This is a genomic window from Streptomyces pluripotens (genome assembly GCF_000802245.2).
Lineage (GTDB): Bacteria > Actinomycetota > Actinomycetes > Streptomycetales > Streptomycetaceae > Streptomyces > Streptomyces pluripotens.
The window spans coordinates 1,208,046-1,232,729 of sequence record NZ_CP021080.1 but is presented as its reverse complement, the minus strand read 5'-3'; the positions used below and the strand labels follow the sequence as shown (position 1 = coordinate 1,232,729).

Below are 24,684 nucleotides of genomic sequence, written 5' to 3'. Positions count from 1 at the left end.
TACCGGTCGGTATGCTCCTTGCGCATCCGTCCGACACCGCCGCCGATCCTCCGGGAGGACCCGTGTCCCGCACCGCCCTGCGAATCTGCCCCCTGTGCGAGGCCACCTGCGGGCTGACCCTCACCATCGAGGGCCCCCGGGTCACCGGTGCCCGAGGTGACGGCGAGGACGTCTTCAGCAAGGGGTTCATCTGTCCCAAGGGGGCCTCCTTCGGCGCCGTGGACAGTGACCCCGACCGGCTGCGCACCCCGCTCGTCCGGGAGAACGGCACCCTGCGCGAGGCCACTTGGGAGGAGGCCTTCGACGCCGTCGCCGCCGGCCTGCGCCCGGTCGCACAGCGGCATGGCCCGAACTCCGTCGGCGTGGTCCTCGGCAACCCCAACGTGCACACCGTGGCCGGTGCCCTGTACCCGCCGGTCCTGCTGGGCACCCTGGGTACCCGCAGCCTGTTCACCGCCTCCACGGTCGACCAGATGCCCAAGCACGTCTCCAGCGGGCTCCTGTTCGGCGACGCGAACGCCATCCCGGTGCCGGACCTCGACCACACCGCCCATCTGCTCCTGATCGGTGCCAACCCTCTGGAGTCCAACGGAAGTCTGTGCACCGCCCCGGACTTCCCCGGCAAGCTGAAGGCGCTCAAGGCCCGCGGCGGACGGCTCATCGTCGTGGACCCCCGCCGGACCCGCACGGCGCGGCTCTCCGACCGGCACCTCGCGATCCGGCCCGGCACCGATGCCCTGCTGCTGGCGGCGATGGTGACCACGCTGTTCGAGGAGGACCTGGCCGATCCCCAGGCCCTGGCCCCGTACGTCCAGGGCGTTGCGGAACTGCGGGCCGCGACCGAGGACTTCACCCCGGAAGCCGTGGCCGCGGCCTGCGATGTCGACGCCGGTGTCATCCGTACCCTGGCCCGCGAACTCGCCGCCGCGCCCACCGCCGCCGTCTACGCCCGCATCGGCAGCTGCACCGTTCCGCACGGCACCTTGGCCAGCTGGCTGGTCGACGTCCTCAACATCCTCACCGGCAACCTCGACCGGCCCGGCGGCGCCCTCTTCCCCCGAGCCGCCACCGACAAGACGCCCCGGCCGGCCGGACCCGGCCGCGGCTTCGCGCTCGGCCGCTGGCACTCCCGGGTCCGGCAGCACCCGGAGGCCAAGGGCGAGCTTCCTTTGTCGGCGCTTGCCGAGGAGATCGACACCGCGACCGAGGAGGGCGAACCGGTGCGCGCGCTGATCGTCGTCGCGGCGAACCCGGTGCTGTCCGCACCCGATGGCAACCGCCTCGACAAGGCCCTTGACTCCCTGGAGTTCATGGTCAGCGTCGATCCGTACCTCAATGAGACCTCGCGTCACGCCCACGTCGTCCTCCCCCCGCCCCCGCCTTCCCAGAGCCCGCACCACGACTTCGCCTTCAACGCCCTGGCCGTACGCAACCAGGTCCGCTACACCCGCCCTGCCGTTCCGTTGGAGCCCGGGCGCATGGCCGAGAGCGAGATACTCGCCCGGCTGGTCCTGGCCGCCGGTGGCATGCACGGCACCGACCCGACGGCGGTGGACGCGATGGTCATCGAGCAGACTCTGGGCAAGGCCGTCCGGGATGAGCACTCACCGGTGCACGGCCGTGACCCCCGGCGTCTCGCCGACCAGCTCACCGGAGACAACGGCCCCGAGCGGCGGCTCGACATGATGCTGCGCCTCGGTCCCTACGGCGACGGCTTCGGCATGCATGCCGAGGGGCTGACCCTGGCCAAACTGCTCGCCCACCCGCACGGCATCGACCTCGGCCCGCTCCGCCCCCGCCTGCCGCAGCCGCTCCGGACACGAAGCGGCAAGATCGAGCTGCTGCCCGAGCCGATCGCCGGCGACCTGCCCAGGCTCCGCCGGGCCTTGCACGAGAGGCCCGAGGGGCTCGTCCTCGTCGGCCGCCGTCATCTGCGCTCCAACAACAGCTGGATGCACAATGTGCCCGCCCTCACCGGCGGCAGCAACCGCTGCACCCTGCACATCCACCCCGAGGACGCGGCCCGTCTCGGTGTGCGGAACGGGACTGAGGTGTGTGTCAAGGGTGCCGGGGGAGAGGTGGTGGCTCCCGCCGAGGTCACCGACGGGGTCCGTCCCGGAGTGGTGAGCCTGCCGCACGGCTGGGGCCACAACCGCCCCGGCACCCGGCTGGGCCACGCCTCGGCCACACCCGGCGTCAACGTCAACCAGCTCCTCGACGGCAGCCTGCTCGACCCCCTGTCGGGCAACGCGGTCCTCAACGGCGTACCCGTCGAGGTGACCGCACACCCGACCGGCTGAGCCGGAAGGGCGACATCCAGGGGCGCGCGGTGCCCGTTCCCCCCGCCGGCGTCCGGGAAGCAGGCGACACGGCGGGCACCCGTTGAATCCCGGCCGCACGGGCCTTCCGGTCGCGGCGCGGCACCCCCGGCGGCGTCCGGGCCCCGGTGCGCGAGCGGACCGGGCCGCCATGCGCGGGGTCGGTGAATGGGCCGAACACGCCACCCCAGCCATCCGGGTGCACGGCGGCACACGGGCCCGCCCCTCGTGGAACTCGTCCGTTGCCCCGTTTTCGGCCGGCCGTCCGACCCGGAGGAGTGAGCGACCTCCGCCTTGGCGATGATGTCCGGGTACCTCTGGCGCCCAAAAACTAACGCCGCTAGTTTGTGTGCCGGACGACCTCGACCCGCCGGGAGGAAGCAGCATGAAGGCACACGACGGCCTGTACATCGACGGCGCCTGGCGGCCGGCCGAGGGCAGGGACGAGATCGAGGTCGTGAATCCGGCCGACGAGCAGATCGTCGCCCGGGTCCCTGCGGGCGGCGCCCTGGACGTCGACACCGCCGTCCGTGCGGCCCGCTCCGCCCTCGCCGCCTGGGCCGCCACCGCGCCGGCCGAGCGTGCCGCGTGCCTCACCGCGCTCCGGGACGTCCTCGTGGCCCGCAAGGACGAGATCGCGGAGACGGTCACCACCGAACTCGGTTCGCCCCTTGCGTTCTCACAAGCCGTGCACGTGGCCGTGCCGATCGCGGTGGCGGGTTCCTACGCCGAGCTGGCCGCAACCCATTCCTTTCAGGAGAGGGTCGGCAACTCCACCGTGCTGCACGAGCCGATCGGCGTGGTCGGGGCGATCACCCCTTGGAACTACCCCCTCCACCAGATCGTCGCCAAGGTTGCTCCGGCTCTCGCCGCGGGCTGCACGGTCGTCCTCAAGCCCGCCGAGAACACCCCGCTCACCGCCCAGTTGTTCGCCGAGGCGGTGTACGAGGCGGGTGTACCGGCCGGCGTGTTCAACCTGGTCACTGGTTTCGGTCCGGTCGCCGGGCAGGCCCTGGCCGAGCATCCCGGCGTGGACCTCGTCTCCTTCACCGGCTCCACGGCAGTGGGCAAGCAGATCGGCGCGGTGGCCGGCGGGGCGGTCAAGAAGGTGGCCCTGGAACTGGGCGGGAAGTCCGCGAACGTCATCCTGCCCAGCGCCGACCTCGCCCAGGCGGTCAACGTCGGCGTGGCCAACGTGATGTCCAACTCCGGCCAGACGTGCAGCGCCTGGACCCGCATGCTGGTCCACCGGGACCAGTACGACGAGGCCGTGGAGCTGGCTGCGGGTGCCGCCGCCAAATACGGTGAGCGCATCGGCCCGGTGGTCAGCGCCAAACAGCAGGCCCGGGTGCGTGGCTACATCGAGAAGGGCATCGCCGAGGGTGCCCGGCTGGTCGCCGGCGGCCCCCAGCCGCCGCGGCCGAGGGGCTACTTCGTCAGCCCCACCGTCTTCGCCGATGTCACCCCTGGCATGACCATCGCCCAGGAGGAGATCTTCGGCCCGGTCCTCTCCCTCCTCCGCTACCAGGACGAGGAGGAGGCCCTGCGCATCGCCAACGGCACGGTGTACGGCCTGGCCGGCGCTGTGTGGGCCGGGGAAGAAGCGGAGGCGGTGGCCTTTGCCCGCCGCATGGACACCGGTCAGGTGGACATCAACGGGGGGCGGTTCAACCCGCTCGCCCCCTTCGGCGGTTACAAGCAGTCCGGAGTCGGCCGGGAACTCGGCGCGCACGGGCTCGCCGAGTACCTGCAGACCAAGTCCCTCCAGTTCTGAGGAAGTTCGAAAGCCATGGCCGTACGAGCCGCTGTCCTGCCCGCCGTCGGTGCGCCTTTGGAGATCACCGGCATCGAGCTGCCCGATCCGGGCCCCGGACAGGTCCGGATCCGGCTCGCCGCCGCCGGCGTCTGCCATTCCGACCTGTCCCTGTCCAACGGAACCATGCGAGTGCCGGTGCCGGCCGTCCTCGGTCACGAGGGTGCCGGTACGGTCGTCGCCGTAGGGGAGGGCGTCACCCATGTCTCCCCCGGTACCCCCGTCGTACTCAACTGGGCCCCTTCCTGCGGTACCTGCCACACGTGCGTGCTCGGCGAGGTCTGGTTGTGCGCCAACGCCCTGAACGGTGCAGCCGACGTCTACGCCCGCACCACCGATGGCGTCGACCTCCATCCCGGTCTGAACGTCGCCGCGTTCGCCGAGGAGACCGTCGTCGCCGCGTCCTGTGTGCTGCCCCTGCCCGATGGTGTCCCGCTCGCTGACGCCGCCCTCCTCGGTTGTGCGGTCCTCACCGGCTACGGGGCTGTCCACCACTCGGCGAAGGTCAGGCCCGGCGAAACGGTTGCCGTGTTCGGTGTCGGCGGAGTCGGCCTCGCCGCACTCCAGGCGGCCCGCATCGCGGGCGCCTCCCGCGTCATCGCCGTCGACGTCTCGCCCGGCAAGGAGGAGCTGGCCCGCGCGGCCGGCGCCACCGACTACCTCCTCGCCACCGAGAACACTCCGCGTGAGATCCGCGCCCTCACCGGCCAACAGGGCGTCGACGTGTCCGTGGAGTGTGTGGGCCGCGCCGTCTCCATCCGGGCTTCCTGGGACTCCACCCGCCGGGGCGGTCGCACGACCGTCGTCGGCATCGGTGGAAAGGACCAGCAGGTCACCTTCAACGCCCTGGAGATCTTCCACTGGGGCCGCACCCTGTCCGGCTGCGTGTACGGCAACACCGACCCCGCCCGCGACCTGCCGGTACTCGCCGCACATGTGCGCGAGGGCCGGCTGGACCTCTCCGCGCTGGTCACCGAGCGGATCGCCCTAGAGGGCATCCCGGCCGCCTTCGAGAACATGCTCGCGGGCAAGGGCGGCCGTGCGCTGGTCGTGTTCTGACCCTGCTCCCGGCCCTATTCGGGCCGTGGTCGGCCCGTCGCGACCCGGACGGGCCGACCGGCGCGCCTTTGGGACCGCGACACCGCCACGCCCGCCAGACACAACACCCCGCCCACGAGCGTGAGCACCCCCGGAACCTCGCCGAGCGCCAGCCACGACATCAGCACCACCAGGGCAGGCACGGCGTAGGTCGTGGCGCCCATCCGGCTCGCGGTGGTCCGGGCGAGCGCATAGGCCCAGGTGGTGAATGCCAGGGCGGTCGGGAACACGCCGAGGTACACCATGTCGAGGGTCGCCGGCACGGGGGCGCGCACGCTCTCTTCGGCGAGTTGTCCGGCGAACGGCAGACAGGCCACGGCGCCGGTCAGGCATCCGAACGTCGTCACCTGCAGGGCACTGGCCCGTGCCAGGGCGGGCTTCTGCGCCACCACCCCGCAGGCGTAGGCGAGGGCTGCCAGCAGACACAGCACCACACCGAGCACCGAGGACCGGCCCCCGTCCGACATCGACAGCCCCACGATCACCGCGCCCGCGAAGGACACCGTCATCCCAGCCAGTAGCCTCGGCGGTGTCGAGTCACCGAGCAACCGGGCGCCCAGCAGGGCGATCAGCAGCGGACCGACGTTCACGACCAGCGCCGCGGTCCCCGCGTCCACCTGCCGCTCGCCCCAGTTCAGGATGGCCATGTAGAGCCCGAACCACAGCAGCCCGGACTGCAGTATGCCGCGCCAGGCGGCCCGGGGCGGCAGCCCTTCCCGGCGGACGGCCCAGATGACCACCAGGGTGAGGGCGCCCGACGCCAGACGGCCGAGTGCCAGCGCTCCGGGCGAGTACGCCCGTCCCGCGCTCCGGATCGCCACGAAGGCGGAGGCCCACAGCACGACCGTGACGACGGCCGCTGCGGTGGCGGGCAGACGGGGACGGCCAAGAGTGGTGTTCATCGTGCTCCTGAGGTGGGAGTGGGACGGTGGTCCCGGTCGGCGGATGCCGGATGGCCATCCGGTGCGGTGACGGCTTGCACGCCCGGGCGGTGCGGTACCGAGGAGGTGAGGAACCGGGGACGAGGGGAACCGGCGTTGTCGCGGGCGACCCGTGCTCAGCTGGCCGCGGGAACCCGCGTCCCGCAAACGCGGAAACCCGCGTTCCCCACGCCCGGAGTTCAGTGCAGGGCACCGGATGGGACGCCGAGCATCGAGGACAGTGCCAGCTCGCCGGCCGGCGTCACCCTCACCGCCCGCTCGGTTCCGATCCGCACGCACCAGCCCGCCTCCAGCGCATGCCGACACAGCGCGGCCCCGGCGGCCCCGGCGAGATGGGGACGCCGCTCGGTCCAGTCGAGACAGGCACGGGCGAGCGGGCGGCGACCCGTGCGGTCAAGGACGATTCCCGCTGAGCCGAACCAGTCCAGTCCCGAGTCCGTCAGGGCGAATCCGGTGTCCTGCCGCAGGAACCCCCGCTCGGTCAGCGCGTCCGTGATCGCGGTGCCGAGCCGTCCGGCCAGGTGGTCGTAGCAGGTACGCCCGCGGACCATGGCCGATCCGGCGCTCGACTCCCGTAGCGTGCGCGGCTGGTGCGGCAGTGCTGTCGGGGGCAACTGCGCCGCGAGACCCTCCACGAGCTGTGCCGCGCGGGCGTCGGCCAGCCGGACGTACCGGTGCCGTCCCTGGCGTTCCTCCGTCAGTAGTCCGCCCGCGACGAGCCTGCTCAGGTGCTCGCTGAGCGTGGACGCGGCGACCCCGGCGTGCCGGGCCAGCTCACCGGCGGTCCAGGCCCGCCCGTCCAGCAGCGCCAGCAGGCACGCGGCCCGTGTGTCGTCGGCGACCAGCGCGGCGAACGAGGCGAGGCCGGCCGCCCGGGAGTCCTTGGTGGTCATGGAGCCAGCATGCGGTACCGACGCTTCGGTCCCGGCCGAAAGGTCCGCGGCGGCGCTATGCGCTCTGTCGTACCTGCTCATACTGCTGGGCCAGTCCGTCCAGCAGTGCCGTCAGTCCCGTCGCGAAGGCCCGTTCGTCGATCTTCTCTTGTTGCTCGGCGAGCAGGTGGGCCTGGCCGAGGTGGGGGTAGTCGGCGGGGTCGTAGGCGCTGGCGTCGTCCACGAAGCCGCGGGCGAACGAACCGAGCGCGGAGCCCATGATGAAGTACCGCATCAGCGCGCCGATGGAGGTCGCCTGCGCAGGTGGCCAGCCTGCCTCGACCATCGCGCCGTAGACCGCGTCGGCCAGGCGCAGGGCGGCGGGACGGCGGCCCGGGCCGCGGGCGAGTACCGGGACGATGTTCGGATGGTCCCGCAGGGCGGCCCGGTAGGAGACGGCCCAGTCGTGCAGCGCGGTCCGCCATTCCCGGCCGTCCTCGAACATCGACAGGTCCACCAGCGCGCTCACGGAGTCGGCGACCGCCTCCAGGATCTCGTCCTTGGTGCGGAAGTGGTTGTACAGCGAAGGTCCGCTCACCCCCAGTTCAGCGGCGAGTCGGCGGGTGGAGACGGCCGCGAGGCCCTCCCGGTCCACCAGGCCACGGGCCGTTTCGACGATCCGGTCGGTGCTGAGGAGGGGCTTGCGCGGTCTGGCCATGGCGCACATAGTAGGGCTGCAACCAGAAACTAGCAGTGCTAATTTAAGGGGCGGTTTTCGAGATCGTCGATGCGCTCGTAGGTGTGTCCGCCGGTGTGTCCGTTCGATGTGGGGTGATCTCGTGGTGAACCTGGGGCTCAGCGAGGAACAGGCGGCCGTGCGGCAACTCGCCCGGGACTTCGTGGTGCGCGAGATCGCACCGCACGCGGTCACCTGGGACCGCCAGGAGGAGGTCGACCGGGGGATCGTGAAGAAGCTCGGTGAGGTCGGTTTCCTCGGTTTGACCATCGACGAGGAGTACGGCGGCTCCGGCGGCGACCACCTCACCTACTGCCTGGTGACGGAGGAGCTGGGGCGTGGGGACTCCTCCGTCCGCGGGATCGTCTCCGTCTCCCTCGGGCTCGTCGCCAAGACGATCGCCGTCTGGGGGAGTGAGGAGCACAAGCGGCGCTGGTTGCCGGGGCTGACCGCCGGAGAGTACGTCGGCTGCTTCGGCCTGACCGAGCCCGGCACCGGATCCGATGCGGGCAGTCTCACCACCCGTGCCGTCCGCGACGGTGACGACTACGTGGTCAACGGCACCAAGATGTTCATCACCAACGGCACCTGGGCGGACGTCGTCCTGCTCTTCGCTCGCTCCACGGACGCCCCCGGCCACAAGGGCGTGACCGCCTTCCTCGTCCCCGCCGACACGCCTGGCCTGACCCGCCGCACCGTCCACGGCAAGTTGGGCCTGCGCGGCCAGGCCACCGCCGAACTCGTCCTGGAGGACGTGCGGATACCCGCCTCGGCGATGCTGGGCGAGGAGGGCAAGGGTTTCTCCGCGGCCATGTCCGCGCTCGCCAAGGGGCGCATGTCGGTGGCCGCGGGATGCGTCGGCATCGCCCAGGCCGCACTGGACGCGGCCGTGCAGTATGCCGGTGAGCGGGAGCAGTTCGGCGGGCCCATCGCCCGCCACCAGTTGGTACAGGAGCTGATCAGCGACATCGCGGTCGACGTCGACGCGGCCCGGCTGCTGACCTGGCGGGTGGCCGATCTCGTCGACCGCGGGGAGGCGTTCGCCGTCGAGTCCTCCAAGGCCAAGTTGTTCGCCTCCGAGGCGGCGGTCCGTGCCGCCAACAACGCCCTCCAGGTCTTCGGGGGGTACGGCTACATCGACGAGTATCCGGTCGGCAAACTCCTGCGCGACGCCCGTGTGATGACCCTGTACGAGGGCACCAGCCAGATCCAGAAGCTACTCATCGGGCGTTCTCTGACCGGGGTCTCGGCGTTCTGAGTACTCGCCTGAGTACCTCGGCGGATGGGGCACGGGTCACGTCCGCCGATGCTGTTGCCCATGAGTGACACACCGGTCAAACAGCAGAGCACGGTCGCCTTCTACGGCCAGGCCGTCGCCTCCTTCGCGGTCTCCCTGGCGGCCACCGCCATCGGCGTCTTCCGGCTCGACGCCGACGCCTGGGTGCGGGCCTTCCTGGCGATCGCCGTCCTCTACCTCGTCACCTCCGCCTTCACCCTGGCCAAGGTGATCCGTGACCGCCAGGAGGCCGGGCAGATCGTCAGCCGCGTCGACCAGGCGCGCCTGGAAAAGCTGCTCGCCGCGCACGACCCGTTCGAGAAACTGTCGTGAGGAAGGTCGGTGAAGGGCTGCCCCGTCGAACGTCCGGTCGGGCGCCGTTGACGTGGTCAAGTCGCTCCCGGGCCGGTGTGGTGCAGGGCCGGTCCGGGACGAAGGCGGCCGTGGCCCGGGCCCCATCGGTGCGCCCTGGTCCCGGGAGGGCGTTGGGCCAGGTCATTCTACGAACCCCCGCCCCTCCCACCGCACCGCGTGTGCCGAGTCCTGCAGGCCTGGCTGTGGTATCCCTGACGGGATCGGGCACCCCTGGAACATGAACGACATCCCAGGGTGAAGCCTCGGGTGAAAGCGACCTCTAAGCGCCCGCTCACCGTCGGCGGTATGGTGGTGTTCCTGTCATCGAGAGGGGCCAACAAGCGATGAGTACGGCGGAGGAGACGACCGGCGGCGAAGCGGAGCCGTGGGAGCAGGTCACCCCTGACGCGGCCCGGCGGCTGCTCGTCGCCGCCGTGGAGGCCTTCGCCGAGCGCGGTTACCACGCGACGACGACCCGCGACATCGCGGGCCGTGCCGGGATGAGCCCGGCTGCGCTCTACATCCACTACAAGACCAAGGAAGAGCTGCTCCACCGGATCAGCCGGATCGGCCACGACAAGGCCCTCGACATCCTGCGCACCGCGGCCCGCCGTGAGAGCAGCGCCAAGGAGCGGCTGGCCGACGCCGTCAGCTCCTTCGTCCGCTGGCACGCCGGGCGGCGCACCACCGCGCGGGTCGTCCAGTACGAACTCGACGCCCTCGGCCCCGAGGCCCGTGCCGAGATCGTCGCGCTGCGCCACCAGGTCGACGCCGAGGTGCGCGGGATCATCGAGGACGGGGTGGCCGCGGGCGAGTTCGACGTCATCGACGTCAAGGGCACCACGCTCGCCGTGCTGTCGCTGTGCATCGATGTGGCCCGCTGGTTCAACGTGCACGGCCCGCGCACTCCCGAGGAGGTCGGCGCGCTCTACGCCGACCTGGTGCTGCGGATGGTCGGGGCGGAGTAGGCCCCGACCATCCCCAGTGGCCTCAGAGGTAGTACCGGGACACCGACTCCGCCACGCACACCGGCTTGTCGCCGCCCTCGCGCTCCACGGTGAAGGCGACCGTCACCTGGACACCGCCGGTGACGTCGTCGACGCCGGTGATCTTCCCGGTGGCGCGCAGCCGGGAGTCCACGGGTACGGGGGAGGGGAAGCGGACCTTGTTCGTTCCGTAGTTGACGCCCATCTTCACGCCCTCGACCCGGATGAGCTGCGGGCCGAAGAGCGGCAACAGGGACAGTGTGAGGTAGCCGTGGGCGATGGTGGTCTTGAAGGGGCCCGTCGCGGCCTTCTCCGGGTCCACGTGGATCCACTGGTGGTCCCCGGTGGCGTCGGCGAACAGATCGATCCGCTTCTGGTCGACCTCCAGCCAGTCGGTGTGGCCCAGTTGCTCGCCCACGGCTGCTTTCAGCTCGTCGGCGGAGGTGAACGTCCTCGGTTCTGCCATGCTCCTGGCCTCTCGCTCGCTTCTCTAAGCAACTGCTTAGCATGGTCGGGTGGGGAGGCAATGTCAACGGATGTCGGGGTTGGTCGGGTGGGTAGTGTCTGCGGAGTGCCCCAGATTCCAGAGAAGGTCCACGAGCTGACCGTCGGCCAGTTGTCCGCACGCAGTGGCGCGGCCGTCTCCGCCCTGCACTTCTACGAGTCCAAGGGGCTGATCCGTAGTCGCCGCACGTCCGGCAACCAGCGCCGGTACAGCCGTGACACCCTGCGCCGGGTCGCTTTCGTCCGTGCGGCCCAGCGGGTCGGCATCCCGCTGGCCACGATCCGTGACGCGCTGGCCGAACTGCCCGAGGAGCGCACTCCGACCCGCAGGGACTGGACACGGCTGTCGGAGAAGTGGCGCTCCGAGCTGGACGAGCGGATCAGCCAGCTGAACCGGCTGCGTGACCACCTCACCGACTGCATCGGCTGCGGCTGCCTGTCCCTGGAGAACTGCGTCCTGTCCAATCCGGACGACGTCTTCGGTGAACGGCTGACGGGGTCCCGGCTGCTGGCCGAGGGCCGCGCGTAGTTGCTGCTCGTGCCTGGTGCGGCCCTGGCCATCCGGTCGCGCCCGTACGCGTACTCGGTCCTGTCCTTGCGTGTCCCTGTCCAGCCGCTCGGCGAAATCGGTCAGGCCGACATCAAGAGCTGTTCCCGCCTGGCGTACTGGAGTGCCTGCGGGGTGAGCACGGGCCGTGGCACCAGGATGCCGCAGTCCGCACAGACGGGCCCGGACGACGGCTCGTGGTCCAGTCCGTACCGCCACACCAGGTGCACTCCCGCGCACACCGGGCAGGAGGAGCCCGGTTCCCGCTCCAGGGCGGCGATCAGTCTGCGCAGCACCTCGGCCAGCGGCTCGTCCGGGTGGACCCGCGGGTCGTCGCACCAGGCGACCCCGAATCCGCCCCACGTCAGCCGGTGCCAGTCGTCGATGCTGCCCGGCCGGCGCAGCCCGTTGTGCTTCTCCTTCCTCCGGCGCGCGGTGAACTCCCCTTCGTAGCCGAGCCAGACGACGCGGCCCTCCTCCAGTTCCTCCAGTGCGGCCACGAGCCGCACCGGATCGGGGGAGCGGTCCTCGCGGTCGAACCCCGCCCGGGAACACAGGTGGTCCCAGGTCGCCCGATGCCCGTAAGGGGCGAACTTCTCCAGGCACTTGCGCAGTGAGTACCGCCGCAGTGCCAGATCACAGCCCGGATCGCGTACCTGTCTCGCCAGACTCCGGAAACCGGCCATCGCCCTGCACCTCCGTCACACCTGCACCTGTACTCCACTCACTTCGGCGTCGTCGTACGGACGTCGTCGAAGAGACGTGTCGACAGGCGATTCGGCTCCATCTCTTCTCGGGATCCCTTGCAGTCACCAAAAGGTGACGCTTGTTCATCTTCAAACTCGGGGATACCGGCGGTAACGTTCGCCCACCCCAGTCGCTAGGAGCTGCCATGCCATGGCGAACCCCACGTACCGTCCTTGACAGACTGAGAACGTTCCGCCGACTCCCCGGGTTCCTGAAGTCCGCTTCCGCATGTGTTCTGATCGCGGGTCTCCTCTCCCCGCTCACCCAGACCGCAGCGGCGGCGGCCGATGCGACCGCCTCCGGGGACTACTGCGGCGGCCAGTGCTCGGACATCCTGCCGCCCGGTGAGAACGGCAACGCGACCCTCGTGCAGATCCTGCTCAACCAGGCCTTCGGCATCCAGCCCGCGCACGCCGAGGACCAGCTCGGCCCGTACGCCCACCTGGCCACCGGATACCCGGGCCTCACCGAGTCGACCATCAACTCCTTCTTCAACGACGCCTCGTTCGGAGTCCCGTCCGACCAGGTCGCCTCCACGGAGAAGCCCGCCGGCCGCGGTGACGTGACGATCGTCCGCGACAAGAAGACCGGTGTGCCGCACATCACCGGCACCACCCGCTACGGCACCGAGTTCGGCGCCGGGTATGCGGCGGCCGAGGACCGGTTGTGGCTGATGGACGTCTTCCGACACGTGGGCCGCGGTCAGTTGACCTCCTTCGCCGGCGGTGCCGCCGCCAACCAGGGCCTGGAGCAGCAGTTCTACCGCAACGCGCCCTACACCGAGGCCGACCTGCAGGCGCAGATCGACAACGCGGTGGCGGAGAACGGCGCCCGGGGCCGCCAGGCCATGGCCGACGCCAACGCCTACCTCGCCGGGATCAACGCCTACATCGACGCCTCCGACAAGGGCCGCTACTTCCCCGGTGAGTACGACCTGACCGGCCACAAGAACGCGATCACCAACGCCGGCACCATAGAGCACTTCAAGATCACCGACCTGGTGGCGCTGGCCTCCGTCATCGGCTCCCTGTTCGGCTCCGGTGGAGGCGGTGAGGTCGGCAACGCCCTCTCACTGATCGCGGCCCAATCCAAGTACGGCGTCGAGGAGGGCACCAAGGTCTGGGAGTCCTTCCGTGAGCGCAACGACCCCGAGGCAGTCCTCACCGTCCACGACGGTGAGAGTTTCCCGTACGCGTCCAAACCCACTGCGGCCAAGGGCGAGGCATTGCCCGACGCGGGCTCGGTGACCCGGGAGCCGCTCGTCTACGACCGCACCGGCAGCGCGGCCACGGCGAGCGCCACCAGCGCCTCCGCCACGGCCGCGAAGGCGACGCTGGGCTCCGCCAGACGTGGGATGTCCAACGCCCTCGTGGTCAGCGGCAAGTACACCGCGAGCGGCCACCCCGTCGCCGTCTTCGGCCCGCAGACCGGCTACTTCGCGCCGCAGCTGCTCATGCTCCAGGAGATCCAGGGCCCCGGCATCAGCGCCCGTGGCGCGTCCTTCGCCGGCCTGAGCATGTACGTCGAACTCGGCCGCGGCCAGGACTACTCCTGGAGCGCCACCAGCTCCGGCCAGGACATCATCGACACCTACGCCGTCGAGCTGTGCCAGGACGACCACCACTACCTGTACCACGGCACCTGTACCGCCATGGACGAGGTCGAGCGGAAGAACTCCTGGTCGCCGACCCTGGCCGACGGCACGGCCGCGGGCTCCTACACCATGCGGGTATGGCGTACGAAGTACGGACCCGTGCAGTACCGGGCGACCGTCGGCGGCAAGAAGGTCGCCTACGCCACCCTGCGCTCCTCATACCTCCATGAGGTGGACTCGATCATCGGCTTCCAGATGCTGAACGATCCGGGCTTCGTCAAGGGGCCGGAAGACTTCCAGAGCGCGGCGCAGCACATCAACTACACCTTCAACTGGTTCTACGCCGACTCCCAGCACACCGCCTACTACAACAGCGGCGACAACCCCGTCCGGGCGAGCGGCGTCGACGCCGACTTCCCGGTGTGGGCACAGCCGGCGTACGAGTGGCGGAACTGGGACCCCGCCACCAACACGGCGGACTACACCCCGGCCTCCGCCCACCCCCACTCCGTCGGTCAGGACTACTACATCTCCTGGAACAACAAGCCGGCCAAGGACTACACGACTGCGTCCTGGGGCGACGGCTCGGTGCACCGCGGCAATCTGCTGGACGACCGGGTGAAGAAACTGATCGCGGCCGGCGGGGTGACGCGCTCGGCACTGGTGAAGGCCATGGCGGACGCCGCCCTCACCGACCTGCGTGCCGAGGACGTACTGCCGAAGCTGCTCAAGGTGATCGACTCCTCGGCGGTGACCGACTCCACGGCCGCCGCGGCGGTGACCAAGCTCCAGGCGTGGGTGACGGCTGGCGCCAAGCGGACTGAGACCTCGGCCGGTGCGAAGACGTACGCCGACGCCGACGCGATCCGCATCCTGGACGCCTGGTGGCCGCTCCTGGTCAAGGCCGAGTTCGAACCGGGCCTGGGCAGTGACCTGTACACCGCCTTCACCGGCAATCTGGGGATCGACGAGGCCCCGTCCTCCGGACACGGCCCGACCGGGGCACACGCCGGAAGCGCATTCCAGTACGGCTGGTGGAGCTACGTCGACAAGGACATCCGGTCGGTGCTCGGGGAGAACGTGCAGGGAGCGCTGGCGCACGAGTACTGCGGCGGCGGCAGCCTCAGCTCCTGCCGGGACATCCTGATCAGCACGCTGAAACAGGCGGCCGGCATGACCGCCGCGCAGGTCTACCCGGGCGACGACCAGTGCTCCGCGGGCGACCAGTGGTGCGCTGACTCGATCGTCCAGCGCACCCTGGGCGGCATCAAACACGGCAAGATCGGCTGGCAGAACCGGCCGACCTATCAGCAGGTCGTGGAGTACACCTCGCACCGGTGAGGTGACGCTGGCGGTGGGTCAGGCGATGCGGCCCGCCGCCAGCACCACCCGTGCCAGCTCCGGGTGCACGATGTCGCTGTGCGCCCCGCTGGGCGGTCCGCCGTGCCGGACCACGGCTGCCGCGTCCACGTTCACACAGCCCGCGGCGGGCAGGGATCCGTTCAAGGCTGCGGCGAGGTCCAGACGCACGGTACCCGGTACCGCCTGCACCCCGTCGTGCCCCATGGCACCCCATCTGGGACCCAGCACGGCAGCGATCTCGCCGCCCACGCAGGAGCGGTCGTCCCCGGCCAGCCGGGACGCCAGCGGGTACAGGGTGCCGAGCGCCGAGTCGAAGTGCGAGTAGCAGCACACCAGCGGGCCGTCGATCCGCCGCTGCCGGTCCTTCAGGGCTCCCGACCGGTCCGGATCGTGTGGCAGCCGGTCCGCGAACGCGTAGTGCGAGAAGGCGCCTTGGAGCAGGGTCACCGACCGCACCGCACGTACGCCACCGGGTAGCCCGCGCAGTGCGAACGACACCAGCCGCCCGCCGAAGCTGTGGCCCACCAGGTGCACCCGTACCCCGGGCGCTGCGTGGGCCAGCTGTCCGGTCACCGGCCCGAGTCCGTGTTCGCCGACCGTTCCGGCCCGCCGCTTCATCGTGTAGTAGGTGGCCTGTCGAAGCAGTTCCTTGGCGCCCTCCCAGGGGTTGGGGATGCTGAAGCGGTTGGTCGTACCAGGTGAGTCGAGTGCGGCCAGGGCGCTCGCGAACGCCTCGCATGCGGTCACCGGGTCCTGGGTGAACACGGCCGGTTCGCCTCCTTCTTCCCCGGTGTCCGCCGCACCCGGCCGCTGCTCCCCGGTCACCAGCAGTCGCACCAGCCGCCCGAACTCCCGCAGCCCCTCGGTTCCGGCCGGTCGTTGGTCCAGCAGCACGGCCAGCCGGGCGATCTCGGGCGCCCGGCCGGGAAAGGTGTTCCGCAGCGCACGCACGGTGTCCTCGTCCAGCCCCGGGTGCGGTCCCGGGGCTGGAGCCACGGACCTGGGGAAGTCCGGGATCGGCTCGTCGCTGAACCGCATCGACGGCCAGATCACGCCCACGTAGCCAAGTCGGGCCCTGGGCGCGAGCCTCGGGATGGGGGCGAAGAAACGGCGGTACAGCGCGGTCGCTCCCGATCGGTCGTTGTTCCAGCCGTGTGCGAAGACGATCAGGTCACGGACGCCGAGGTCCGTGACCTGTGCCGTCAGCTGGTCGCGTTCGGGGCCGTCCACGTCCCCGTCCGCGTCGAAGGTCAGCTCCCAGTAGGGAGTCACGTTCATCCCAGGATCCGCCATGCCAGGCTCCCTCGTCCCCCCTGAAACGACGCGTTACGGGCGCATCGTCCTGCTACGGGGCGAGGTTGGCCATACTCCGCGCCTCACCCGGTTGGCGCGGTCACTCTTCCCAGTGACATACCGACTGGTTAGTCTGGCCAGGCGGAGTCAAAGCGCGCCACGCGATATTCGTGTCGAAGGAGACCGAGGTGGAAGCCGTGCGGGATGCGGGAGTGGTCGTCACCGGAGCGGGCGGTGGGATCGGGGCCGCGCTGGCCCGCCGATTCGCCGGCGAGGGCGCCAGGGTCGTGGTGAACGACCTGGACGCAGGCAAGGCCAAAGCGGTGGCCGAGGAGATCGGAGGGATCGCGGTGCCCGGTGACGCCTCCACCGTCGTCGACGACGCGCGGGACGCCCTCGGTGGCGCCGTCGACGTCTACTGCGCCAACGCCGGCGTCGCCTTCGAGGACGGCGGCACCGGCGGACCGCTGGACGAGAAGTCCTGGGCAACGGCCTGGGACGTCAATGTGATGGCCCACGTCCGCGCGGCCCACGGACTCCTCCCCGGCTGGCTGGAGCGCGGCAGCGGCCGGTTCGTCTCCACGGTCTCCGCCGCCGGGCTCCTCACCATGATCGGCGCTCCCTCCTACAGCGTCACCAAGCACGGTGCCTTGGCCTTCGCCGAGTGGCTGTCGCTCACCTACCGTCACCGGGGTCTGAAGGTGCACGCCATCTGTCCGCAGGGCGTGCGCACCGACATGCTCGCAGCCACTGGCACCGCGGGCGACCTGGTGCTCCGGCCGACCGCGATCGCCCCTGAGGCCGTCGCGGACGCCCTGTTCCGGGGCATCGAGGAGGATCGCTTCCTGATCCTGCCGCACCCGGAGGTGGCCGGCTTCTACCAGGCGCGGGCCGGTGACCCCGACCGCTGGCTGACGAGCATGAACCACATCCAGCAGAAGTGGGAGGAAACCCGGTGACCACGTCGCGGTACTCCGCCCGGCCCTGGTTGGCCCTGCTGGACGAGGCTCAGCGTGCCCCGGTCGCCCCCGCCGACTCACTCGTGCACGCTCTGCGCGCTGCGGTGTCCCAGGCCCCCGAGCGCACCTTCCTCGCCTACTTCGACGCCCGGCTGAGTTACCGCGAAGTAGACGAGTTGAGCGACTCCGTCGCCGCGCACCTCGCCGCGCGGGGACTCGAACGCGGCGACCGGGTGGCCGTCCTGCTGCAGAACTCCCCGCACTTCGTCCTCGCGGTGCTCGGTGCCTGGAAGGCGGGAGCGACCGTCGTCCCGGTCAACCCCATGTACAAGTCGGCCGAGGTCGCGCACGTCCTGCGGGACGGTGAGGTGACCGCGTTGATCTGCTCCGACCGGGCTTGGGAGGGGTACCTCAGGGACACCGCCGCCGGATCGCCGGTGCGGATCGTCCTCACCGGCTGCGAACTGGACTTCCAGACCCGCGACGACGCGCGCGTGCTGGCCTTCGAGCGGCTGCCCCAGGCCCCGGACGCCGACGACCTCGTGGCCGTCGCCCGGCAGGGCGGCGCGGCGCCCGAGGGGCGCGCGCCGCGCCCGGACGACATCGCGCTGATCAGCTACACCTCGGGCACCAGCGGCACCCCCAAGGGCGCCACCAACACCCACGGCAACATCATGCACAACGCCGAGCGGCAGCGGAGGGGCCTCGACCTGCCCGAGGCGCCCGTCTACTACGCGCTCGCGCCGCTGTTCCACATCACCGGCATGGTCTGCCAGTTCGGCGCCTGCTTGAACAGCGCGGGCACCCTGGTGCTCGCCTACCGCTTCGAGCCGGGTGTCGTCCTGGAGGCGTTCGCCGAGCACCACCCGCACTACACGGTCGGCCCGTCCACCGCGTACATGGCGCTCGCCGCCCACCCGGACGTCACCCGTGAGCACTTCGCCTCCTTCGTGAACCTCTCCTCCGGGGGCGCGCCCGTACCACCGTCCCTGGTGGAGAGGTTCCAGGAGCGGTTCGGGCCGTACATCCGCGTCGGCTACGGCCTCACCGAGTGCACCGCCCCCTGCGCCTCCGTCCCGCCCGGCCTGGAGGCCCCCGTCGACCGCGCCTCCGGGACACTGTCGGTGGGTCTGCCCGGCCCGGACACCCTCGTGCGCATCCTGGACGAACAGGGCGACGAGGTGCCCTTCGGCGAACAGGGCGAGATCGTCGTAGGCGGGCCGCAGGTCGTGCCGGGGTACTGGCGGTGCCCAGAGGCCACCGCCGAGACCTTCCCGGACGGTGAGCTGCGCACCGGGGACATCGGTTTCATGGACGAACAGGGCTGGCTGTACGTCGTGGACCGCAAGAAGGACATGATCAACGCGTCCGGCTTCAAGGTGTGGCCCCGTGAGGTGGAGGACGTCCTGTACACCCACCCGGCGGTGCGCGAGGCAGCAGTCGTCGGCGTTCTCGACGGCTACCGTGGGGAGACCGTCAAGGCCTGTGTCAGCCTGCGTCCGGGGGCCGAGGTGGACCCAGATGAACTCGCGGTGTACTGCAAGGAGAGACTGGCCGCCTACAAGTACCCGCGCCACGTGGAGATCCTGCCCGACCTACCCAAGACGGCGAGTGGGAAGATCCTCCGGCGGGAACTGCGTTCCCGCGCGCACGACAACGACGACGCCGGTCAGTAGGCGACGAGGAAAGGCAGGTGGCGGCAGTGCCCAGGACGACGGACGGAGACGGAACGCCCGTTCCACAGCGGCTGCTGGCCGCCGCCACCCGGCTCTTCGCCGAGCAGGGATACGACCGCACCTCCGTGCAGGAGATCGTGGAGGCAGCCGGCGTCACCAAGGGGGCGCTGTACCACTACTTCGGCTCCAAGGACGACCTCCTGCACGAGGTGTACGCGCGCTTGCTGCGCGTCCAGCAGGAGCGGCTGGACGCGTTCGCGGACGCCGATGAGCCGGTCGAGCAGCGGCTCAGGGCAGCCGCGGCGGACGTCGTCGTCACGACGATCGAGCACCTGGACGACGCGATGATCTTCTTCCGCTCCATGCATCAACTGAGCCCGGAGAAGAACAAGCAGGTCCGCGCCGAGCGCCGCCGCTACCACGAGCGTTTCCGCGCCCTGATCGAGGAGGGCCAGAAGACGGGCGTCTTCTCCACCGCGACCCCGGCCGACCTGGTCGTGGACTACCACTTCGGCTCGGTCCACCACCTGGCGACCTGGTACCGCCCCGAAGGCCCCCTCACGCCCCAGCAGGTCGCCGACCACCTCGCCGACCTGTTGCTGCGGGCGCTGCGCCCCTGACGGCAGTCCTGGAGGGAGCCACCGCGGCCCTGGAGAGCGGGCGAGGGGCTGCCGCCGGCGCGGCAGCCCCTCGCCGCCCTCACAGGTGCTTCTTCAACTCCCTGCGCGCCAGCGACCGCTGGTGCACCTCGTCCGGGCCGTCGGCCAACATCAGGGTGCGGGCGCCCGCGTACAACTCGGCCAGCGGGAAGTCCTGGCTCACACCGGCCGCGCCGTACAACTGGATCGCGCGGTCGAGGATGCCGACCACCGCACGCGGGGTGGCGATCTTGATGGCCTGGATCTCCGTGTGGGCACCCCGGTTGCCGCTGGTGTCCATCAGCCAGGCCGTCTTCAGCACCAGAAGGCGCAGTTGTTCCACGGTGACCCGGGCGTCGGCGATCCACTGCTGGACCACGCCCTGCTGCGCCAGCGCCTTGCCGAAGGCCGTGCGGGAGACGGCTCGCCGGCACATCAGCTCGATCGCGCGTTCGGCCATGCCGATCAGCCGCATGCAGTGGTGGATCCGCCCGGGGCCGAGCCGGGCCTGGGCGATGGCGAAGCCGCCGCCTTCCTCGCCGATGAGGTGGGAGACCGGCACTCGCGCGTGGTCGAAGACCACCTCGGCGTGACCGCCGTGGGAATGGTCCGCGTAGCCGAAGACCTGCATCGCGCGCTTGACCGTCACGCCCGGCGTGTCGCGCGGGACCAGAACCATGGACTGCTGGCGGCGGATGTCCGCACCGTCCGGGTCCGTCTTGCCCATGACGATGAAGATCCGGCAGTCCGGGTTCATCGCGCCGGAGATGTACCACTTGCGGCCGGTGATGACGTACTCGTCGGACCCGTCGGAGGCGCGCTCGATGCGCGTGGTGATGTTCGTGGCGTCCGAAGAGGCCACGTCCGGTTCGGTCATGGCGAACGCCGACCGGATCTCACCGGCCAGCAGCGGCTCCAGCCACTGCTTCTTCTGCTGTTCGCTGCCGAACTGCGCCAGCACCTCCATGTTCCCGGTGTCGGGTGCGGCACAGTTCGTTGCGGTGGGTGCCAAGTGCGGAGAGCGACCGGTGATCTCGGCGAGCGGCGCGTACTGGAGGTTGGTCAGTCCGGCGCCGTACTCGGCGTCGGGCAGGAAGAGGTTCCACAGCCCCTGCCTGCGTGCCTCGGCCTTCAGGTCCTCGACCACCGCCGGGGTGTCCCAGGGCGAGTCCAGTGCGGCCCTTTGATCCTCGGCGACCGCCTCGGCCGGGTAGACGTGCTCGTCCATGAAGGCGAGGAGCCTGGTGCGCAGTTCCTCGGTGCGCGCGTCGAACGCGAAGTCCATGTCCGGTCAGCCTTCCTGGAGAGTCGTCAGTCCGTGGTTGATGAAGACGGGTACGAGTTCGCCGATGCGGTCGAAGCCCGGCCCGACCGTCCTGCCCAGCGTGTACCGGTAGTGGATGCCCTCCAGGATCACGGCGAGCTTGAACCAGGCGAACGCCGTGTACCAGGGGACCGTGCTGACGTCGCGCCCCGAGCGCGCGGCGTACCGGTCGATCAGCTCCTGTGGGGACGGGTGCCCGGGGGCCTCGGCGGTGGTGGAGACCGGAGAGTCGGGCATGCCGAGCGGCCGGCTGTACATCACCAACAGGCCCAGGTCGGTCAGCGGGTCGCCGAGCGTCGACATCTCCCAGTCGAGGACGGCCTTGATCCGGTCGTCCTCGCCGATCAGGACGTTGTCGAGCCGGTAGTCGCCGTGTACGACCGCTGGGGCCGGGGAGGTCGGCAGCGCGCGTCCGAGCGCCGCGTGGAGCTCGTCGATGCCGGGCAGGTCGCGGTTGCGGGAGGCGTCCAACTGCTTGCCCCAGCGGCGCAGTTGCCGATCCAGGAAGCCTTCCGGCCGGCCGAAGTCGGCGAGGCCCACGTCAGCGGGGTCCACGGCATGCAGGTCGACCAGCGTGTCCACCAGGGACAGCACCGCGTCGCGGGTGCGCTGTTCACCGAGCGGGGCCAGCTGCTGGGCGGTGCGGTACGGGGTGCCCTCGACGAACTCCATGACGTAGAAGGGCGCCCCGAGGACCTCCTCGTCCTCGCACAACAGTACGGGTTGCGGGACCGGTACCCGGGTTGGATGCAGGGCACTGATCACCCGGTGCTCGCGCTTCATGTCGTGCGCGGTGGCCAGGACATGCCCCAGTGGGGGTCGGCGGACGACCCACTTCGAGGTGCCGTCGGAGAGAGCATAGGTGAGGTTCGACCGTCCGCCCTCGATCAGCCGTCCGGTCAGCGGGCCGTTCACCAGACCGGGGCGTTCGCGGTCGAGCAGGGTGCGCAGCCGGTCCAGGTGGAGTCCGGGTGGGTGGTCGGCGCTCATACATCACTCCTCCGAAGGGTGAACAGGACTCCACTCATGATGCCGACCGGTCGGTATGTCGTCCAGTGCACGAAGCGGGCGGCGGGTCGAACGTGACCGGGGCCACGATAGTGCCGGCGGCTCCCCGGTGTACGGGCCGAGGGGGCCGCCGGTACCCGCCGCCCAGCGGGTCAGCGGTCATCCCCGTGTCCCTCGTGTGCGGCGTGCCGGTGTCCGCCGCCGCTCCTAGACCACGAGGGCAGCCGCGCACACGGCCAGCGCCACTGCGTACAGCGCTGCGGTGGTCGCGTGTCGGGGTGCCAGTGCGGCCGGTCGGGTGCCAGAGGTCAGCGCGTGGACGCGGTGTTGGGTCACCCGCAGGAAACCGAGCCACAGTGTGCAGCACAGCGCGGACACGGCGACTCCGGCGGTCGTCAGGCCATCGTGCAGTGCGGTCTTCACGGCGAGCACGGCAACCACCGTGGCTGTCAGTGTGGTGCGTCGCCAGGCCAGTCGGGTGCGCTCGGGCTGTAGTCCCGGGTCCCGTCCGCCTGGCCCCTCGTCCATGCTCACCCCGCCCATCCGGCCACCACCACCACGACCATCGCCAACGCCACCGCCGCGATCACCAGGCCCAGCAGTGCCGGGAAGCGGGATCCGGGCAGGTCCTCGCCGCGTCGCATCGCCCGCTCGCAGCGGACCCAGTGATTCACCGCGCGCAGGGAGCACAGCACGCCGGCGCCCAGCAGCGCGAGGGCGAGACCCACCCGCCACGCCCAGCGCAGGTCCGGCAGGAACTGGTCGACCGCGAAGCCGCCGCCGATCAGCGCCAGCGCGGTACGCAGCCAGGCCAGGAAGGTGCGCTCATTGGCCAGCGAGAACCGGTAGTCGGGCGTGCTCCCTTCGGCCCGCACCTGTTCCGGCGCGAACCACAGTCGGACATTCTGTACGAATTCCGTCACGTGCAGGACCCTACCGGCGCCTCACTGGTCCGCCCGGAACGCCCGCAGCCGCTCGTACGCCGTCCGGCCGTCCGGTACCCATTCCCACCTGCCGAGGAGTCGCTCGACCTCCCCCTCGGGCAGGAAGTCGTACCACTGGACCTCCTCCGCCTGGGGCTGCACGGGCAGGTCGCAGCGCACCTCGTACACCGCCGACCACCAACTCCGGCCCACCCGGTCGTCGTAGAGGAACTTGAAGAGGAAGGCCGGGCGGGGCAGGCCGCTCACGCCCAGTTCCTCCTCCGCCTCCCGCAGTGCTGCCTCGTCGTAGGACTCGCCCGCCCCGACGACCCCGCCGACGAACATGTCGTACAAGGAGGGGAATACCAGCTTGCCGGCGGTGCGCCGGTGGACGAACAGCCGGCCGTCCGCGTCCCGGACCTGGATGAACACGCAGCGGTGGCGCAATCGGCGGGCGTACACCTCGCCGCGCGGACACTGGGTGACCACCCGGTCATTCTCGTCGACGACGTCGAGGATCTCGTCAGCAGGGTCCATGTTCGCATTCACATCCCTTCACATCCGCGAGTGCCCATTCAGCGGTGCCGGCAACTGCGGTCGACGAGCTCGGCCTCGGCCTCGGCGCTACGGCACGGCATCGCCGGGTGCAGCCCGAGCAGCACGATGCCCCCGACCGCAGCCGCGAGTCCGGCCGCTTCCCAGGCCAGCGCCCCGGTGTCGGTGTGCAGCCGGTCACCGAGGAAGCCCACCCCGCACAGGATCCCGGCGAGCGGCTCGGCTGCGGTGAGCGCGGGCAGCGACATGCGCAGCGGTGCCGTCTCGAACGCGCTCTGCACCAGGATGAGCCCGGTGACTCCGCACACCAGTACGCCGTACGGCTGCCACCCCGAGAGCAGCGCGGTGAGGCCGCCCTCGGCGAAGCGCGTGCCGCTCACTCGGGTGAGCGCGTCCTGGACGCCGTACAGCAGGCCGGCCGCAAGGGCCAGCAGGACCGGCCCCCAGCTCAGCCGGGACCGCTTGGCGCACGCCGTGAGGATCAACGCCGCACCCACCACGGCACCGATGATCAGCCAGTGCCGCATGGGATTGGTCACGGCGCTGCCGGCGCGCGGCTCGCCCGCCGTGATGAACGCGCTGACACCGCCCGCGAGCAGCAGCAGCCCAGCCCAGCCCTGGCGCCCCAGTGGCTGTCTGGTCTGGTGGCGGGAGAGCGCGAGGGCGAACAGCAGATTGGTCGCGAGCAGCGGCTCGACCAGGGAGACCTCGCCCTTGGCGAGGGCGATCGCACCCAGCGTCATGCCGGCCACCATCAGGCCGAGGCCACCCAGCCAGCGCGGCACCCGCATCAGGTCGAGTAGCAGCCTGGGCGAGAGGAAGTCGCCCAGTGGGGCCCGTTGGGCGACGTTCTGCTGGAACACGAACCCGAACCCAAGACAGCACGCCGCGCTCACGGCGAGGAGGAAAACCACAACGGACACCTGCGTACCTCGATCATCCGGCCGGACGCACGAGCGCGTAGTGGCCGACTGTAGCGCCCCGGGGCCGTATCGCTCCGGAGAGTACCGGGACCGGGCGGTCGAATCGGTCATGCGGTCCGGACGGTCGCGGGTCGGACGCAGGAGCCGGACCGGTGGGTCGGCGTCCGCTCGCCGGTTGTGCGGTGCCATGGTGTACGCCACAGTCACCCGCCCGGCAGTTGGCCGGGGCCCGGCCGA

Annotated in this window: 23 protein-coding genes; 11 read left to right on the top strand and 12 right to left on the bottom strand. The window is 70.7% G+C overall.

Annotation, left to right across the window (positions count from 1 at the left end; all coding sequences use genetic code 11):
- Positions 1-62: 62 nt before the first annotated feature.
- From LK06_RS05370 to LK06_RS05360, 3 genes are all read left to right on the top strand, one after another.
- Positions 63-2,300 (top strand): molybdopterin-dependent oxidoreductase, encoded by a 2,238-nt coding sequence (locus LK06_RS05370; protein WP_039651727.1) that lies wholly within the window; start codon positions 63-65, stop codon positions 2,298-2,300.
- Between the two features lie 403 nt (positions 2,301-2,703).
- Positions 2,704-4,092, top strand: a complete 1,389-nt coding sequence (locus LK06_RS05365) for an aldehyde dehydrogenase family protein (protein ID WP_039651728.1) — start codon at positions 2,704-2,706, stop codon at positions 4,090-4,092.
- A 15-nt stretch (positions 4,093-4,107) separates the two neighbouring features.
- Complete coding sequence (locus tag LK06_RS05360; RefSeq protein ID WP_039651729.1) at positions 4,108-5,190, top strand: Zn-dependent alcohol dehydrogenase; 1,083 nt, start codon at positions 4,108-4,110, stop codon at positions 5,188-5,190.
- A 14-nt stretch (positions 5,191-5,204) separates the two neighbouring features.
- Here LK06_RS05360 and LK06_RS05355 read toward each other — a convergent pair whose 3' ends face one another.
- From LK06_RS05355 to LK06_RS05345, 3 genes are all read right to left on the bottom strand, one after another.
- Positions 5,205-6,131: a DMT family transporter gene (locus tag LK06_RS05355; RefSeq protein ID WP_039651731.1), complete on the bottom strand. Its 927-nt coding sequence runs from the start codon at positions 6,129-6,131 to the stop codon at positions 5,205-5,207.
- A 218-nt stretch (positions 6,132-6,349) separates the two neighbouring features.
- Positions 6,350-7,063 (bottom strand): ArsR/SmtB family transcription factor, encoded by a 714-nt coding sequence (locus LK06_RS05350; RefSeq protein ID WP_039651732.1) that lies wholly within the window; start codon positions 7,061-7,063, stop codon positions 6,350-6,352.
- 55 nt (positions 7,064-7,118) lie between these two features.
- Complete coding sequence (locus tag LK06_RS05345) at positions 7,119-7,760, bottom strand: TetR/AcrR family transcriptional regulator (protein WP_039651779.1); 642 nt, start codon at positions 7,758-7,760, stop codon at positions 7,119-7,121.
- A gap of 124 nt (positions 7,761-7,884) precedes the next feature.
- Here LK06_RS05345 and LK06_RS05340 point away from each other — a divergent pair, with 124 nt between their 5' ends.
- From LK06_RS05340 to LK06_RS05330, 3 genes are all read left to right on the top strand, one after another.
- Complete coding sequence (locus tag LK06_RS05340; RefSeq protein WP_043433241.1) at positions 7,885-9,036, top strand: acyl-CoA dehydrogenase family protein; 1,152 nt, start codon at positions 7,885-7,887, stop codon at positions 9,034-9,036.
- A 60-nt stretch (positions 9,037-9,096) separates the two neighbouring features.
- Entirely contained in the window at positions 9,097-9,387 is a 291-nt protein-coding gene (locus tag LK06_RS05335) for a YiaA/YiaB family inner membrane protein (protein ID WP_039651783.1), read from the top strand.
- A 365-nt stretch (positions 9,388-9,752) separates the two neighbouring features.
- Positions 9,753-10,376, top strand: a complete 624-nt coding sequence (locus LK06_RS05330) for a TetR/AcrR family transcriptional regulator (protein ID WP_043433209.1) — start codon at positions 9,753-9,755, stop codon at positions 10,374-10,376.
- Positions 10,377-10,398: 22 nt separating this feature from the next.
- Here the strand turns inward: LK06_RS05330 and LK06_RS05325 are convergent, their stop codons facing one another.
- Positions 10,399-10,860, bottom strand: coding sequence for a MaoC family dehydratase (locus tag LK06_RS05325; protein ID WP_039651735.1), 462 nt, complete (start codon positions 10,858-10,860; stop codon positions 10,399-10,401).
- Between the two features lie 105 nt (positions 10,861-10,965).
- Here LK06_RS05325 and soxR point away from each other — a divergent pair, with 105 nt between their 5' ends.
- Positions 10,966-11,427 (top strand): redox-sensitive transcriptional activator SoxR, encoded by a 462-nt coding sequence (gene soxR / locus LK06_RS05320; RefSeq protein ID WP_039651737.1) that lies wholly within the window; start codon positions 10,966-10,968, stop codon positions 11,425-11,427.
- A 101-nt stretch (positions 11,428-11,528) separates the two neighbouring features.
- Here the strand turns inward: soxR and LK06_RS05315 are convergent, their stop codons facing one another.
- Positions 11,529-12,131, bottom strand: a complete 603-nt coding sequence (locus LK06_RS05315; protein ID WP_039651738.1) for a hypothetical protein — start codon at positions 12,129-12,131, stop codon at positions 11,529-11,531.
- A gap of 206 nt (positions 12,132-12,337) precedes the next feature.
- On the opposite strand from LK06_RS05315, the gene LK06_RS05310 reads away from it, so the two are divergent.
- Positions 12,338-15,127, top strand: coding sequence for a penicillin acylase family protein (locus tag LK06_RS05310; protein WP_043433211.1), 2,790 nt, complete (start codon positions 12,338-12,340; stop codon positions 15,125-15,127).
- An 18-nt stretch (positions 15,128-15,145) separates the two neighbouring features.
- Here the strand turns inward: LK06_RS05310 and LK06_RS05305 are convergent, their stop codons facing one another.
- A complete protein-coding gene (locus tag LK06_RS05305; RefSeq protein WP_043433213.1) occupies positions 15,146-16,441 on the bottom strand; it encodes a hypothetical protein in 1,296 nt (431 codons plus the stop codon).
- 188 nt (positions 16,442-16,629) lie between these two features.
- Here LK06_RS05305 and LK06_RS05300 point away from each other — a divergent pair, with 188 nt between their 5' ends.
- From LK06_RS05300 to LK06_RS05290, 3 genes are read left to right on the top strand one after another with little or no spacing between them, the layout of a single operon-like run.
- On the top strand, positions 16,630-17,400 hold the full coding sequence (locus LK06_RS05300) for an SDR family oxidoreductase (protein ID WP_039651743.1): 771 nt from the start codon (positions 16,630-16,632) through the stop codon (positions 17,398-17,400).
- Positions 17,397-19,076 carry a class I adenylate-forming enzyme family protein gene (locus LK06_RS05295; RefSeq protein WP_043433214.1) on the top strand — a complete coding sequence of 560 codons (1,680 nt, stop codon included), beginning with the start codon at positions 17,397-17,399 and terminating at the stop codon, positions 19,074-19,076. The genes LK06_RS05300 and LK06_RS05295 overlap by 4 nt, the downstream gene beginning before the upstream one ends.
- A 26-nt stretch (positions 19,077-19,102) precedes the next feature.
- Positions 19,103-19,696 carry a TetR/AcrR family transcriptional regulator gene (locus LK06_RS05290; RefSeq protein ID WP_039651784.1) on the top strand — a complete coding sequence of 198 codons (594 nt, stop codon included), beginning with the start codon at positions 19,103-19,105 and terminating at the stop codon, positions 19,694-19,696.
- A 79-nt stretch (positions 19,697-19,775) separates the two neighbouring features.
- Here the strand turns inward: LK06_RS05290 and LK06_RS05285 are convergent, their stop codons facing one another.
- The 6 genes from LK06_RS05285 to LK06_RS05260 form a co-directional block, all read right to left on the bottom strand.
- Positions 19,776-20,999: an acyl-CoA dehydrogenase family protein gene (locus tag LK06_RS05285; protein ID WP_043433216.1), complete on the bottom strand. Its 1,224-nt coding sequence runs from the start codon at positions 20,997-20,999 to the stop codon at positions 19,776-19,778.
- Positions 21,000-21,005: 6 nt separating this feature from the next.
- Positions 21,006-22,028 carry a phosphotransferase family protein gene (locus tag LK06_RS05280; protein ID WP_039651748.1) on the bottom strand — a complete coding sequence of 341 codons (1,023 nt, stop codon included), beginning with the start codon at positions 22,026-22,028 and terminating at the stop codon, positions 21,006-21,008.
- Between the two features lie 225 nt (positions 22,029-22,253).
- Entirely contained in the window at positions 22,254-22,574 is a 321-nt protein-coding gene (locus LK06_RS05275) for a DUF202 domain-containing protein (protein ID WP_039651749.1), read from the bottom strand.
- A gap of 2 nt (positions 22,575-22,576) precedes the next feature.
- A complete protein-coding gene (locus LK06_RS05270) occupies positions 22,577-22,969 on the bottom strand; it encodes a YidH family protein (protein ID WP_039651750.1) in 393 nt (130 codons plus the stop codon).
- A gap of 21 nt (positions 22,970-22,990) precedes the next feature.
- Positions 22,991-23,506: an NUDIX hydrolase gene (locus LK06_RS05265; protein WP_039651751.1), complete on the bottom strand. Its 516-nt coding sequence runs from the start codon at positions 23,504-23,506 to the stop codon at positions 22,991-22,993.
- A gap of 38 nt (positions 23,507-23,544) precedes the next feature.
- Positions 23,545-24,447, bottom strand: a complete 903-nt coding sequence (locus tag LK06_RS05260) for a DMT family transporter (RefSeq protein ID WP_052318891.1) — start codon at positions 24,445-24,447, stop codon at positions 23,545-23,547.
- Between the last annotated feature and the right edge of the window lie 237 nt (positions 24,448-24,684).

What these genes read in the sequence shown, in the direction of transcription:
- LK06_RS05365 (WP_039651728.1), top strand. Translation starts at nt 2,704, where the DNA reads ATGAAGGCACACGACGGCCTGTACATCGACGGCGCCTGGCGGCCGGCC.
- LK06_RS05325 (WP_039651735.1), bottom strand. Translation starts at nt 10,860, where the DNA reads ATGGCAGAACCGAGGACGTTCACCTCCGCCGACGAGCTGAAAGCAGCC.
- LK06_RS05335 (WP_039651783.1), top strand. Translation starts at nt 9,097, where the DNA reads ATGAGTGACACACCGGTCAAACAGCAGAGCACGGTCGCCTTCTACGGC.
- LK06_RS05350 (WP_039651732.1), bottom strand. Translation starts at nt 7,063, where the DNA reads ATGACCACCAAGGACTCCCGGGCGGCCGGCCTCGCCTCGTTCGCCGCG.
- LK06_RS05305 (WP_043433213.1), bottom strand. Translation starts at nt 16,441, where the DNA reads ATGGCGGATCCTGGGATGAACGTGACTCCCTACTGGGAGCTGACCTTC.
- LK06_RS05315 (WP_039651738.1), bottom strand. Translation starts at nt 12,131, where the DNA reads ATGGCCGGTTTCCGGAGTCTGGCGAGACAGGTACGCGATCCGGGCTGT.
- LK06_RS05310 (WP_043433211.1), top strand. Translation starts at nt 12,338, where the DNA reads ATGCCATGGCGAACCCCACGTACCGTCCTTGACAGACTGAGAACGTTC.
- LK06_RS05355 (WP_039651731.1), bottom strand. Translation starts at nt 6,131, where the DNA reads ATGAACACCACTCTTGGCCGTCCCCGTCTGCCCGCCACCGCAGCGGCC.
- LK06_RS05345 (WP_039651779.1), bottom strand. Translation starts at nt 7,760, where the DNA reads ATGGCCAGACCGCGCAAGCCCCTCCTCAGCACCGACCGGATCGTCGAA.
- LK06_RS05330 (WP_043433209.1), top strand. Translation starts at nt 9,753, where the DNA reads ATGAGTACGGCGGAGGAGACGACCGGCGGCGAAGCGGAGCCGTGGGAG.
- LK06_RS05265 (WP_039651751.1), bottom strand. Translation starts at nt 23,506, where the DNA reads ATGGACCCTGCTGACGAGATCCTCGACGTCGTCGACGAGAATGACCGG.
- LK06_RS05360 (WP_039651729.1), top strand. Translation starts at nt 4,108, where the DNA reads ATGGCCGTACGAGCCGCTGTCCTGCCCGCCGTCGGTGCGCCTTTGGAG.
- LK06_RS05280 (WP_039651748.1), bottom strand. Translation starts at nt 22,028, where the DNA reads ATGAGCGCCGACCACCCACCCGGACTCCACCTGGACCGGCTGCGCACC.
- LK06_RS05285 (WP_043433216.1), bottom strand. Translation starts at nt 20,999, where the DNA reads ATGGACTTCGCGTTCGACGCGCGCACCGAGGAACTGCGCACCAGGCTC.
- LK06_RS05275 (WP_039651749.1), bottom strand. Translation starts at nt 22,574, where the DNA reads ATGGACGAGGGGCCAGGCGGACGGGACCCGGGACTACAGCCCGAGCGC.